The organism is Streptomyces sp. NPDC058664 (assembly GCF_042716635.1).
In the GTDB taxonomy this organism is placed as follows: Bacteria; Actinomycetota; Actinomycetes; order Streptomycetales; family Streptomycetaceae; genus Streptomyces.
In genome coordinates this window covers 47,717-60,036 of sequence record NZ_JBHXRW010000040.1, presented here as the reverse complement: position 1 = coordinate 60,036, position 12,320 = coordinate 47,717, and the positions used below count along the sequence as shown (strand labels likewise).

Sequence of the window (12,320 nt, the reverse complement as noted above, 5' to 3'; positions counted from 1 at the left end):
CGGAGGATACGAAGGAAGTGACCGTGACCATGACCAGCGCGGATGTCGTCACCGACGGTCAGGGGGCCGTGGTGCTCCTGGACCGGACGCGGACGGCTGTCAATCCCCAACTGCGCTCGACCGTCGAGACCCTGCCCGGTTCCATGCGGCGGGTCGCGATGTACCACTTCGGCTGGGAGCACGCCGACGGCACACCGGCCACCGAGCAGGCGGGCAAGGCGATACGCCCGGCCCTGGTCCTCGCGGCGGCCCGCGCGCTCGGCGCCGAGGAGGGCCAGGCCGTGAAGGCCGCGGCCGCGGTCGAGCTCGCGCACAACTTCACACTGCTCCACGACGACATCGTCGACGAGGACGTGACCCGGAGACACCGGCCCACCGCCTGGACCGTCTTCGGCGTCCCGGACGCGCTGATCGCCGGTGACGCGATGAGCGCGCTCGCCCTGCGGCTGCTCGCCGAGGACCCGCATCCCGCCTCGGCGGCGGCCTCCGCCCGCCTCGCGGCCTGCATCATCGAGCTGTGCGCGGGGCAGCAGGCGGACTGCGCCTTCGAGCGGCGCGGCCCGCGCGAGGTGTCCCTCGACGAGTGCCTGACCATGGCGACCGCCAAGACCGGCGCCCTGCTCGGCTGTTCCTGTGCCCTCGGCGCGCTCTACGCGGGCGCGGGGAACGAGGAGGTCGCGGCGATGGACGCCTTCGGCCGTGAGGCCGGCCTCGCCTTCCAGCTGATCGACGACCTCATCGGGATCTGGGGCGACCCGGACCGCACGGGCAAGCCGGCCGGGGCCGACCTCGTCGCCCACAAGAAGTCGCTCCCGGTGGTGGCGGCGCTCGCCTCGGGCACCCCGGCCGGGGACGAGCTGGCCGAGCTGTACTCCCGTCCGGTCCTCGACGCGGCGGCGGTGCGGGCGGCGGCGGACGCGGTCGAGCGGGCCGGCGGGCGCGACTGGGCCCAGGCCCAGGCGGCCGAGCGGATGGGCCGCGCCGTCGAGTACCTGGCGCAGGCGGTCCCGGACCTGGAGGCGGCGGGGGACCTGCTGGCCCTCGCGGAGTTCGTCACCCGGCGCACGCGCTGATCCGCGGACCGGAGGTCACCCCTCGGGGACGATCCGGGTGACCACGGTCTCGATCAGCTCGTCCAGATCCCGGTCGCCGTGCAGGCCGGGGACGGTGAAGTGGTCGAACAGCAGCCCGGTGAGGGCGAAGTAGAGCAGCCGGACCGTGTCCGCGTCCCCGGGCATCCCGGACTCGAGGTGCAGCCGGACGTTCTCGTCGAGGTCGGCGCGGAGCACCTTGGTGAGCTGGGTCCGCAGCTCCGGGCGGCGTACGGCTTCGAGTCGCAGCTCGAAGAGGCCCAGGTAGCAGGTGCGTTCGGCCGCGAGTCGCTGGGCGAGCTGCTTCATCAGCTCGACGACCAGGGGGCGGCTCGGCGGCGGCAGCAGGGCGGTGTCGATGACCCCGGGCTCCGGGGTGAGGCGTACGAAGATCCGGTCGGCGACCTGCGAGAGCACCTGGTCCCGGTCACGGAAGTAGTTGGACGAGGTGCCCGTGGGGACCCCCGCCCGGGCGTCGACCGCCCGGAAGGTCAGCCCGCGGGCGCCTTCGTCCGCCAGTACCTCGATCGCGGCGTCGAGCAGTGCCGTACGGCGCTCCGGGTTCTTCGCCATGTCGGCCCCTCCTTCTTCTTTCTCGAAAATAGGGCTTGCACAACCACTACAGGTGAAGCACTATAGCCGTCGTGGTTGCGGTCGCGGCCACGATCCGAAGTGGAAGAGGACCGGTTTGCGCAAGCTCACGTACTACATCGCCTGCACCATCGACGGCTTCATCGGTGACCCCGAGGGCGATGCCACGTCCATGTACAAGTTCGTGGACGCCGAGTACCTGGAGTTCATGAACTCCGAGTACCCCGAGACGGTCCCGGCGCAGGCGCGGGAGATGCTCGGGATCGACGCCGAGAACAAGCGGTTCGACACCGTCGTGCAGGGGAAGCTGTCGTACCAGCTCGCCCTGGACATCGGCGTCACCAGCCCCTATGGCCACCTGCGGGAGTTCGTCGCCACCCGCTCGCTCGCCGAGTCGCCCGACGCCAACGTCGAGCTGATCGCCGACGACCTCGTCGGCCGCGTCCGCGAGCTCAAGGCCGAGGACAGTCCCCTGGGCATCTGGCTGTGCGGCGGCTCGACCATCGCCGGCGAGCTGATCGAGGAGATCGACGAGCTGGTCATCAAGACCTATCCGCAGGTCTACGGCAGCGGCATGCCGATGTTCGGCGCCGGCTTCGAGCCCCGCGACTTCGAGCTCGGCACGGTGCGCACCTTCGACAACGGCGTGCTCGTCCGTACGTACACCAGGAAGCGATAGCCGTCCGTGCGCGGGGAAGCGGTAGCGGCGGGAAGCGGTTCCGCGTGGGCCGTCCTACCCTGGAGACATGGGTGAAGAGGCGCCTCGCACGACGCGGGACCCCCGGGCCGAGCACCCGTGCCCGGGCTGCGGCCGTCCGCGAACCACGGTGGCCACCCGGCACAAGGTCCTCGGGGCCTGGGTGCCGGAGTGGGTGGTCCAGCCGTGCGGCAACCCCGCGTGCCCGCTCCACGAGGGGGCGGAAGGCACGAGCACGCACGTGACCGGCAAGAACGACGAGATCGGGAGAAGTCCGGCCTCGGGGTGACCGGACGCGCGCCGGAGCCGGTCATACCGCTACAGTCCGCGCATGTCATCGGAGTCGACGGAAGTCTGGACCGGCTGGTACCGGGACCGCAGCGGCGCGGAAGCGATCGTCATCACGGCCGACGGGCGGCGCGTCGCCACCCGGATCAGGGGGGTCGAGTACACGGGTGAGGGCTTCGCCGCGCTCAGCGCGACCGGCGAGGGCGGGCAGCCGCTCACCGGCTGCGTCCTGGAATGGGACCTGCCGCTCCCGGTCGTCGTGGACGGCGCCACCCAACCGGCCACGCTCAGCTGCCTGCTGACGCTCGGAGAGCGAGCGGACCTCAGCCTGACCCTGCACTGCGGGGGCGCCGCCTTCGAGTCGTGCGTGGCCGGCGGTGACTTCGACGGAGCCCTTGAGCGGGTCCGGCGGCAGCTCCCGCCCGGTGCGGACTTCGCACGCCGGCTGCTCCAGGCGGCCTGAGGCGAGGACGACCGCTGTTTCCGGCGGAGCGAGAACGAGGAAAGCCGCTGTCTCCGGCGAACCGGGAACGGAGAAAGCCGCTGTTTCCGGAGGACCGGGAACGAGGACGGCGGCGCCCCGGGGAGGGGGCGCCGCCGCCGTGCTTCACGGTCCGGCCGCTCAGCTCTTGAAGGCGGACGCGAGGCCGTAACGCCACAGCTGGTCCACGCGGGACCGCTCCTGCGCGTTCGGCTGGGCGTTCTGGCAGGACGTACCGGGGCCGCCGCCCGACATCAGCTCGCTGCACGGACCGCTGTAGTGGTCCGGAAGACCCAGGACGTGCCCCGTCTCGTGGGCGGTCACCCGGGTCGAGTTGTACTGCTGGTTCTGCCGGTAGTCGAGGAAGATGTAGCCGCTGCCGTGCCCGTCGGTGCTCGCGTACGAGCCGCGGGAGTCGTTGCCCTCGTAGTAGCGGAAGTCCGGGTTGCTTCCCTCGACGAGCCGGACGTTCACCACCGAGCTGTTCCATATCTGCGTGGAGCGGGCGATCTGGGTGCGGAAGCTCGGCGCGTTGGCGGCGCTGTAGACGACGGTGACCGCGAGCGCGCCGGGACTGGCGGCCCGCTTCTTCGCGACCGACTTCACGACGGCCTCGAAGAAGGCCTGGTTGGCCTTGGCCTCCTCGGCCGAACCGGCGTACGCCACAGCGGCGCCGCCCGTCCGGTCGGCGCTCACGGCCGCCGCCGGGGCGGCTCCGAGGGAGGCGGCGAGGCCGAGACCGAGGGTGGCGGTCAGTACGGAGGTGAGGACCTTGGGGTGACGCATGGGGGGCTCCTCCTCATAGGGGACTGGAGAGAGTCTCGGGGGAGCCGGGGCCCGCGGGGATGATGCCAACCGCCGATAACTCCATCGCATCGCCGCATCGAGAGCCATCAACGGCCTTGAAAAGGAGGGTGATTGAGCCGCTCCGGGCGTCTGGTGCGACTCAGGGAGCCGCCCTACCCTCGGGGGCATGGAGCTGGAGGTGAGACACCTGCGCGCGCTCTGCGCGATCGCGGACACGGGCAGCCTGCACAAGGCGGCCCGGCAACTGGGCATGAGCCAGCCCTCGTTGACCACCCAGCTGCGCCGCATCGAGAACTCCCTGGGCGCCGAGCTCTTCTCCCGCGGCCGCACCGGCTGCCGGCCCACCCCGCTCGGCCGTTCCCTGCTCAGCCGGGCCCGCCCCCTCGTCGCCGACATGGCCGCGCTCGTCACCGAGACCCGGGCCGCGGCGGCCCGCACCGGAGGACCCGGGCTCGGCGTCGGCTCCACCGCCAGCCGGGCGCTCCCCGGCTGGCTGCGCAGGCTCCGCCAGCGGTTGCCCGGCACCGACATCGGCCTCCGCATGGACGTATCGGCGAACGCGCTGCTGCGCGCCGTCGCCGCGGGCCGGCTCGACGTGGCCTTCGTCCACGAGGTGGAAGGCTGCCCGCTACGGGTCCCCGAAGGCCTTGAGCGGCGGGTCCTGGTCGCCCGCGAACCCCAGTTCGTCTCCATGGCCCGCGACCACCCGGCCGCCGCCCGGCCCGTGGTGGACCTCGCCGACCTGGCCACCGACCACTGGATGGTCGACCCGACCGTGGACGGCGAATGGGACGGCCTGCGCCGGGTCCTGGACGCCGCCGGCATCGACCCGCCCCTGCTGCACGGCGACTACCACACGGCCGCCTCCCTCATCGCCCTCGGCGAGGCCGTGGCCCCCTGCCAGCCGACCTCGGTCCCGCGCGAGGACATGGCCGTCCGCCCGCTGCGCGGCGACCCCCTGGCGGTCCGGCTCCTGCTGTACGCGCGCCCCGGAACACCCCTGGACACGCTGTACGCGGAACTCGCCGCCGCGTACCGGGAGGTGGCCCTGCGCGCCGCCCCGTACCGCGAGTGGCTGAGCAGCCAGGGGACCGCGGCGGGGCTGTCGGTGGGACCGTGCATGATGGCGGTATGAGCGAACGCGAGGACGGGCCCGGCCCGGAGGCGATGCGCGCCTCCGGGCCCGAACCGGAGGCGGTGCGTGCCCGGCCGGGCGACCCGGGCCGGGCAGTGGTGCGTCACGCGCGGCCCGAGGACATGTCCCGGGTCGTCGAGCTCATCGCCGAGCACGCGGCGTACGAGAAGGCGGCGCCCCCGGCCCCCGGCCTCGCGGACCGCCTCACCCGCCTGCTCTTCGGCCCGGAGGAGCCCCGCCTCCGCTGCCTGGTCGCCGCCCTCCCCGACGGCACCCTCGCGGGTTACGCCACCTGCGAGCCGGAGCTCTCCACCTGGGACGGCACGGAGTACCTCCACATGGACTGCCTCTACCTCACGGAATCCGCCCGCGGCCACGGCCTGGGCCCCCTCCTGATGGCCGGGGTCCGCACCGAGGCCCGCGCCCTGGGCCTCGCCGAGATCCAGTGGCAGACCCCGGAGTGGAACGAGAGCGCGATCCGCTTCTACGACCGCCTGGGCGCCACCTCCAAGGAGAAGCGCCGCTACACCCTCCGCACGGAGAGCTAGCGCGGCGCCCGGCGCCCGGCGAGCAGCCGCCCGGCCTCCGCGACGATCGCTCCCGCCGGAGCCTCGCGCGCGCCGTCCCGGACCGGCGCCTCGGTCGTCCCCGAGGGTCGCGGTCCCCGGGCGGGGTGCCAGAACCCGCCGCGCTCCACGTCGAAGAGCGCACCCTCGGCCGGCTCCTCCGGGTCGCCGTTCCGCCGGTCGGGCCGGCCCGGCGTGATCAGGATCGGACAGCCCTTGGGGCGTCACGCAGTACGCGACGGACTGGCCGGTGAGGGGCTTACCGGTGGGGTTCTCGAAGACGACGTCCCACCGGTTGATGGACTGGTCGCGAACGCTGCCGCCGACTTCGAGGCCGGAGCTCTTGACGTACCCACCGGAGATCGCCACCGTCCCGGACGGGCACGTGGCGCGGCTATGTGCGGTCGAGTGCGCCGGCACCGTGACGAACCCTCCATTGACCGCGGTCGGATTGGCAGTGCCTGACGGGCCGGTCTCGCCCTGGATCCCCTGAGGGCCCTGAGGCCCGGTCTCGTTCCATGTGACGGTGAGCTCATTGCCCCGGCACTGCTCTCCGGCCTCGGCGTCGATGACCCGGAGGGCTCCCGTGCGCTGGTTGTGGCAACCGGTGTAGGTGCCGTCGGCCCCGGGGATGTCGGCCTGTGCCACGCCGCCGAGCACGGTGACGGTCAGGCCGACCGCGGCGGCGGCGGCGAGCCGATCCGGACGGGTCTGCGCCCCCTGAGAAGGGCATGAGTGAAGCACGGGACAGGAGGGTGATCTCCATGGAGGCTGGGGAATGAGGGCACGGACCGGGCCGCGTGCGGTCGGGCCGTGCCCTGCGAGGGTGCCCTCGATGTCGGGGCCCCTTACACGGTTACACCTGTTTGCCCCGCTATGTCCCTCATGTGCCTGGGTGAGCGCGACCATCGGGGGACGCCCCCGGACGAGGGCCTCGCAGCCCTACGTACTGGAAACGCGAACGGCCCGCACCGGGGTGACCGGGCGGGCCGTTCCTTTTGCCCTCCGACCTGGGTCGGAGCGGAGGACGGGAGGGGCCTGGATCAGGCCTTCTTCGTCTCCCAGAAGATGCGGTCGATCTCGGCGATGAGTTCCAGCGCCTTCTCGCCCGTCTTCGGGTCCGTCGACGCCTTGGCGGCCGAGAGGGCCTTCAGGGTGTCGTTGACCAGCTGGTTGAGCTCGGGGTACTTCTCGAAGTGCGGGGCCTTGAAGTAGTCGCTCCAGAGCACCGACACGTGGTGCTTGGCGAGCTCCGCGCGCTGCTCCTTGATGACCGTGGCGCGGGCGCGGAAGTGCGCGTCCTCGTTCGCCAGGTACTTCTCCTGGACAGCCTTGACCGACTCGGCCTCGATGCGGGCCTGGGCCGGGTCGTACACGCCGCACGGGAGGTCGCAGTGGGCGCTGACCTTCACCTTGGGGGCAAACAGGCGGGAGAGCATTGTGCCGTCCTTCCTCGTGATCGTCTTCTCAGGTGGGACATTACTCGGTGAGAAGGGCGTTTTCGCGAGCGCCCCCTGGGGCTTAGGTCAAAAGTCCAGGGTCACCATGGGACTCGTGTACGAGTGGACGAGCGGACCGGGAGGTGCCGGATGAGGGGATCGGGGTCGGAGCGGGTGGTGGAGGCCGGGGCTCCGTTCGGGGTCGCCGAGGTGACGGGGGTGTCGATGGTGCCCACGCTGCTGCACGGTGACCAGCTGCTCGTGCACTACGGGGCGCGGTTGCGGGCCGGCTGCGTGGCCGTGCTGCGGCATCCGCTCCAGCAGGATCTGCTCATCGTGAAGCGGCTGATCGAGCGACGCGACGGCGGGTGGTGGGTGCTGGGGGACAACCCGGACGCCGAGGGCGACAGCCGGGTCTTCGGGGCCGTACCGCCCGAGCTGGTTCTCGGGCGGGTGCGGGCGCGCTACCGGCCGGTGTCGCCCGGGCGTCAGCGGTCGGCCGGGGTGGTGCTCTCCTGGCTGGTCTCCGCCGTCAGGCCGGTGGGCTCCGGCCGGTCGGCCTCCAGGCGCTTGCGGGCCCGGTAGGCGGCCACGTTGGCGCGGGTCGCGCAGCGGTCCGAGCAGTAGCGGCGGGAGCGGTTGGTGGAGGTGTCGAGGTAGGCGTTGCGGCAGGGCGGTGCCTGGCAGAGGCCGAGCCGGTCGGCGCCGAACTCCGTCAGGTGGAAGGCGAGGCCCATCGCCGCGATGGCCGCGTATCCCGCGGTCGCGTTCGAGGGGTGGTCGGCGAGGTGCATGTGCCACCGCGGCCGGCCGTCCTCGTCGAGGGTGTCGTGGCCGGAGATCTGGGGGCTCACCGGGAACTCCAGGAGGAGGGAGTTCAGGAGGTCCACCGCCCCCGTGTGGTCGCCCTCGTCGGCCGCGGTGAAGACCGCCCGCAGCCGGGCGCGTACCGCGCGGAAGCGGGTCACGTCGGAGTCGGTGGCCCGGCGGGCCATCTGGGTGGCGGGGCCGAAGAGCTCGCGGATGACCTCGACGGAGGTGAGGGCGTCCTTGTTGCGGGCCGGCTCCTCGGTGTTGACCAGACGCACGGCGTAATCCGAGTAATAGGCCAGTTCCACTTGTAGTCCTTACTCCGGCGGTCTAGTGTCTGGGGCGGAAGGGGTAACGACTGTTGTCCCTGTCAGGGTATTACGTGAGGGGAAGGGGTGACGATGACCGGAACCGACTGGGCGGGCTGGCAGCAGAGCTGGGACCGTCAGCAGGAGTGGTACATGCCGGACCGTGAGGAGCGGTTCGGGGTGATGCTCGACATGGTCGAGGCACTGGTGGGAGCGAAGCCCCGCGTCCTCGACCTCGCCTGCGGTACGGGAAGTATCACGGATCGGCTCCTCAAGAGGTTCCCCGAGGCGAGCAGCGTCGGCGTCGACCTCGATCCCGCCCTCCTCGCCATCGCCGAGGGGTACTTCGCCGGCGACGAGCGCGTCACCTTCGTGAACGCCGACCTCAAGGACCCCGCGTGGACCGCGCGGCTGCCCCACGACTCGTACGACGCCGTCCTGACCGCCACCGCGCTCCACTGGCTGCACAGCGAGCCCCTGACGGCGCTCTACGGGCAGGTCGCCGGCCTCGTCCGCGACGGCGGCGTCTTCATGAACGCCGACCACATGATCGACACGACCACGCCCCGCATCAACGCCGCCGAGCGCGCCCAGCGGCACGCGCGCATGGACCGGGAGAAGGCCGCCGGGGTCCTCGACTGGGCCGACTGGTGGGCCCTCGCCGGCAAGGACCCCGTCCTCGCCGAGCCCACCGCCCGCCGCTTCGAGATCTACGGCGAGCACGCCGACGGCGACATGCCCTCCCCGGCCTGGCACGCCGACACCCTCCGCGCCGCGGGATTCGGCGAGGCCAGGGCCGTCTGGGCCTCGCCCTCCGACACCCTCCTCCTCGCCGTGAAGTAGGCCGGACAGGGGAGAGGGGCGGTACGGGTGACCCGTACCGCCCCTCTCCTCATGCCGTGCGCCCTACAGCACCTTCGACAGGAACGCCTTCGTCCGGTCGTGCTGCGGGTTGCCCAGGACGTCCCGCGGGTTGCCCGACTCGACCACCACGCCGCCGTCCATGAAGACCAGCGAGTCGCCGACCTCGCGGGCGAAGCCCATCTCGTGCGTGACGACGATCATCGTCATGCCCGACTCGGCGAGGTCCCGCATGACGTCGAGGACGTCACCCACCAGCTCCGGGTCGAGCGCCGAGGTCGGCTCGTCGAAGAGCATCAGCTTCGGCTCCATCGCCAGCGCGCGGGCGATGGCGACGCGCTGCTGCTGACCACCGGAGAGCTGCGTCGGGTAGTTCCCCATCTTGTCCCGCAGGCCGACCCGGTCGAGCAGGCGCTCGGCGCGCTCGCGCGCCACCGCCTTGGACTCGCCCTTCACCTGGATCGGGGCCTCCATGACGTTGGCCAGGGCCGTCATGTGCGGGAAGAGGTTGAAGCGCTGGAAGACCATGCCGATGTCCCGGCGCTGGACCGCGACCTCGCTGTCCTTCAGCTCGTAGAGCTTGTCGCCCTTCTGCCGGTAGCCGACCAGGTGCCCGTCGACGGAGAGCCGGCCGCCGTCGATGCGCTCCAGGTGGTTGATGCAGCGGAGGAAGGTCGACTTGCCGGAGCCGGAGGGGCCGACGAGGCAGAAGACCTCGCCGTTCTGCACCTCCAGGTCGATGCCCCGGAGGATGTGTGCGGCGCCGTAGGACTTGTGGACGCCCTCCGCCTTGACCATGGGCTGACCGGTCATGCCGATGCCTCCGGGGAACGCTTGAACGTGGTGAGGTTCGCCTTGACCCGCTGCAACGGGGTGGGCGGCAGGTTACGCGTCGAACCGCGGGCGAAACGGCGCTCCAGGTAGTACTGGCCGACGCTGAACACGCTGGTCAGCGCGAGGTACCAGATGGAGGCGACGAAGAGCATCTCCATCACGGCACCGGCCGTGTTGCCGATGTTCGAGGAGGCCCGCAGCACCTCGGTGTACTGCACGGCCGAGACCAGCGACGAGGTCTTCAACATGTTGATGAACTCGTTGCCCGTCGGCGGCACGATCACCCGCATGGCCTGCGGAAGGACGATGCGACCCATGGTCTTCGGCTGGGACATGCCGAGCGCGTGCGCCGCCTCGGTCTGGCCCTCGTCGACCGACTGGATGCCCGCGCGGACGATCTCCGCCATGTAGGCGCCCTCGTTGAGGCCGAGACCGAGCAGCGCCACCATGAACGGCGTCATGACGTCCACGGTCTCGTTCTTGTAGATCGGCCCGAGGTCGATGTACTGGAAGATCAGCGACAGGTTGAACCACACCAGCAGCTGGACGTAGACCGGGGTGCCGCGGAAGAACCAGATGTAGAGCCACGCGACCGCGCCCGTCACCGGGTTCTTGGAGAGCCGCATCACCGCGAAGAGGACGCCGAGGACCAGGCCGAGGGCCATCGAGGCGACGCTGATGATGATCGTGTTCCACAGGCCGCTGATGACCGAGGTGTCGAACACCTTGTCCCACACCGTGTCCCAGATGATGTTGCCCTGGGAGAAGGCGTAGGCGAGCCAGCCGAGCAGTACGACGACCACGACGGCGCTGACCCAGCGCCCGTAGTGCCGCACGGGGATGGCCTTGATCGCCTCGTACGGAGTGCCCGAGGCGCCGGGCCCGGCCGGAGCGGCGGCCGGGTCCTTGCTGATCTTGTCAGTCACGACGACTGCCCTTCAGTGGAGCGGGGAGGTCACTTGCCGGCGTTGATGGTGGCCGACTTGACGGCGCTGTCCTCGACGTCCCACTTCTTCAGGGCCTCGGCGTAGGTGCCGTCCTTGATGATCGCGTCGAGCGCCTCCTTGACGGCGTCGCGCAGCTGGGGCTTGTCCTTCGAGACGCCGATGCCGAAGAGGCCGACGTCGCTCTGGCTGCCGACGACCTCGAAGTCGTTGCCGCCGCCCGAGGTCTTCGCGATGTACGCGGCCACCGGGTAGTCGTTCAGGTCGGCCACGGCGCCGCCGGCCTTGACGCGGGTCTGCGCCTCGGCGTCGCTGTCGAAGGCCTGGATCGTCAGCTTCTTGGCGCCGCACTTCGTGGCCTGGGCCTTGAAGGTGTCCTCGTAGATCGTGCCGCGCTGGACGGCCACGGTCTTGCCGCAGAGGTCGTCGAGGGAGTTGATGCCCTGCGGGTTGCCCTTCTTGACCAGGAGGGAGACGCCGGAGCTGAAGTAGTCGACGAAGTCGATGCCCTTGCCGATCTTCTTCCCGTTGTCGTCCAGGCCCTCCTGGCGCTTCTTGTTGTCCGTCATCGAGGACATGATCAGGTCCTGGCGACCGCTGTAGATCGAGGTGATCAGACCGTCGAAGGTGCCCGAGGTGAACTTGAACTCGACGCCGAGCTGCTTGCCCAGGGCCGCGGCGATGTCGGGGTCGACGCCGACGATCTTGCCGTTCTCGGTGAACTCCATCGGAGCGTACGAGGCGTCGGTGCCGACCTTGATGACACCGGCCTTCTGGATGTCGGCGGGGAGCTTCGAGAAGAGCGGGGCGGCGTTGGTGGACGCGGAGCCGCCGTCCTTCGTCGGGGTGGCGGAGCCGCCCTCGGTCTGGTCACCGCAGGCGGTCAGCAGCACGGAGCCGGCGACCGCGATGGCGGCGACCGCGGCAAGACGGGACGTGCGGGTCTTGGCGGTCGTACAGCGCGTGGTGCGTGCGGTCATGATCGGGTTCCTCCGGCGTGTGAGGGAGTTGCCAGGTGGTCACGTACATCTCTTCGAGTGTCGTGACCTCGTGTGATTACGGCATCTTGCCATTCGGACCGCCCCAAACCGGCTGCCGCGGATGTCAAAATCGGGTAACGAGTGACGGCCGAATGCCGACAGGCCGGTACATCAGGGCCGGATCTTCTTCGGAATCCCTTCCCCGCCACCGAAAAATCTCCTGTGGATCTCGCCATTCGGACGAGTCGAAGGCCGCCAATCGGGTGGGGAGTGCATCTGTCGGGACATGGGGTGACGTGTCGTTCTCCGTCCGTGTCCGGATGCGCTCGGTATGAGTCGCGTCACCGAGCGGTTATGGACTCGTCTGCGGTGCCGTCCGTCCGGTAAGAAGGATCCTTACACCCCTCATCCGGGGCTCAGGGCGCGTTGTGCGGCGCGCCCGCGCGGCTGCCAGACACGGCGGCCGCGGTGCCTCCCCACCCCTCCTC

The 12,320-nt window shown here is 70.8% G+C and carries 14 protein-coding genes; 7 read left to right on the top strand and 7 right to left on the bottom strand.

Annotated elements, in window-relative coordinates; translation table 11 throughout:
• The first annotated feature begins 29 nt into the window (after positions 1 to 29).
• The gene (locus ACFWUY_RS28235) at positions 30 to 1,073 is read left to right on the top strand and encodes a family 2 encapsulin nanocompartment cargo protein polyprenyl transferase (protein WP_384115535.1); all 1,044 of its coding nucleotides are present in this window, start codon (positions 30 to 32) and stop codon (positions 1,071 to 1,073) included.
• 15 nt (positions 1,074 to 1,088) lie between these two features.
• Here ACFWUY_RS28235 and ACFWUY_RS28230 read toward each other — a convergent pair whose 3' ends face one another.
• Entirely contained in the window at positions 1,089 to 1,664 is a 576-nt protein-coding gene (locus tag ACFWUY_RS28230) for a TetR/AcrR family transcriptional regulator (RefSeq protein WP_384115472.1), read from the bottom strand.
• Between the two features lie 115 nt (positions 1,665 to 1,779).
• Here ACFWUY_RS28230 and ACFWUY_RS28225 point away from each other — a divergent pair, with 115 nt between their 5' ends.
• Positions 1,780 to 2,361 (top strand): dihydrofolate reductase family protein, encoded by a 582-nt coding sequence (locus ACFWUY_RS28225; RefSeq protein WP_384115469.1) that lies wholly within the window; start codon positions 1,780 to 1,782, stop codon positions 2,359 to 2,361.
• Positions 2,362 to 2,710: 349 nt separating this feature from the next.
• Positions 2,711 to 3,130 (top strand): DUF6304 family protein, encoded by a 420-nt coding sequence (locus ACFWUY_RS28220; RefSeq protein WP_384115466.1) that lies wholly within the window; start codon positions 2,711 to 2,713, stop codon positions 3,128 to 3,130.
• 159 nt (positions 3,131 to 3,289) lie between these two features.
• On the opposite strand, the gene snpA is transcribed toward ACFWUY_RS28220, so the two are convergent.
• Complete coding sequence (gene snpA / locus ACFWUY_RS28215; protein WP_384115463.1) at positions 3,290 to 3,934, bottom strand: snapalysin; 645 nt, start codon at positions 3,932 to 3,934, stop codon at positions 3,290 to 3,292.
• A gap of 187 nt (positions 3,935 to 4,121) precedes the next feature.
• On the opposite strand from snpA, the gene ACFWUY_RS28210 reads away from it, so the two are divergent.
• Both ACFWUY_RS28210 and ACFWUY_RS28205 read left to right on the top strand, forming a co-directional pair.
• The gene (locus ACFWUY_RS28210; protein ID WP_384115460.1) at positions 4,122 to 5,090 is read left to right on the top strand and encodes a LysR substrate-binding domain-containing protein; all 969 of its coding nucleotides are present in this window, start codon (positions 4,122 to 4,124) and stop codon (positions 5,088 to 5,090) included.
• Between the two features lie 122 nt (positions 5,091 to 5,212).
• Positions 5,213 to 5,638, top strand: a complete 426-nt coding sequence (locus ACFWUY_RS28205; protein WP_384115532.1) for a GNAT family N-acetyltransferase — start codon at positions 5,213 to 5,215, stop codon at positions 5,636 to 5,638.
• Between the two features lie 1,061 nt (positions 5,639 to 6,699).
• Here the strand turns inward: ACFWUY_RS28205 and sodN are convergent.
• Positions 6,700 to 7,095, bottom strand: a complete 396-nt coding sequence (sodN, locus tag ACFWUY_RS28200; RefSeq protein ID WP_015036129.1) for a superoxide dismutase, Ni — start codon at positions 7,093 to 7,095, stop codon at positions 6,700 to 6,702.
• A 150-nt stretch (positions 7,096 to 7,245) separates the two neighbouring features.
• Here sodN and sodX point away from each other — a divergent pair, with 150 nt between their 5' ends.
• Entirely contained in the window at positions 7,246 to 7,680 is a 435-nt protein-coding gene (sodX, locus tag ACFWUY_RS28195; protein WP_384115456.1) for a nickel-type superoxide dismutase maturation protease, read from the top strand.
• Here the strand turns inward: sodX and ACFWUY_RS28190 are convergent.
• Complete coding sequence (locus ACFWUY_RS28190) at positions 7,584 to 8,213, bottom strand: CGNR zinc finger domain-containing protein (protein ID WP_384115454.1); 630 nt, start codon at positions 8,211 to 8,213, stop codon at positions 7,584 to 7,586. The genes sodX and ACFWUY_RS28190 overlap by 97 nt on opposite strands.
• A gap of 93 nt (positions 8,214 to 8,306) precedes the next feature.
• Here ACFWUY_RS28190 and ACFWUY_RS28185 point away from each other — a divergent pair, with 93 nt between their 5' ends.
• Positions 8,307 to 9,056 carry a class I SAM-dependent methyltransferase gene (locus tag ACFWUY_RS28185; protein ID WP_384115451.1) on the top strand — a complete coding sequence of 250 codons (750 nt, stop codon included), beginning with the start codon at positions 8,307 to 8,309 and terminating at the stop codon, positions 9,054 to 9,056.
• A gap of 63 nt (positions 9,057 to 9,119) precedes the next feature.
• On the opposite strand, the gene ACFWUY_RS28180 is transcribed toward ACFWUY_RS28185, so the two are convergent.
• The 3 genes from ACFWUY_RS28180 to ACFWUY_RS28170 are packed head-to-tail and all read right to left on the bottom strand — an operon-like array spanning position 9,120 to position 11,832.
• A complete protein-coding gene (locus ACFWUY_RS28180) occupies positions 9,120 to 9,887 on the bottom strand; it encodes an amino acid ABC transporter ATP-binding protein (RefSeq protein WP_384115448.1) in 768 nt (255 codons plus the stop codon).
• Positions 9,884 to 10,834, bottom strand: coding sequence for an amino acid ABC transporter permease (locus ACFWUY_RS28175; RefSeq protein ID WP_384115445.1), 951 nt, complete (start codon positions 10,832 to 10,834; stop codon positions 9,884 to 9,886). The genes ACFWUY_RS28180 and ACFWUY_RS28175 overlap by 4 nt, the downstream gene beginning before the upstream one ends.
• A gap of 29 nt (positions 10,835 to 10,863) precedes the next feature.
• Complete coding sequence (locus ACFWUY_RS28170; protein WP_384115442.1) at positions 10,864 to 11,832, bottom strand: ABC transporter substrate-binding protein; 969 nt, start codon at positions 11,830 to 11,832, stop codon at positions 10,864 to 10,866.
• Between the last annotated feature and the right edge of the window lie 488 nt (positions 11,833 to 12,320).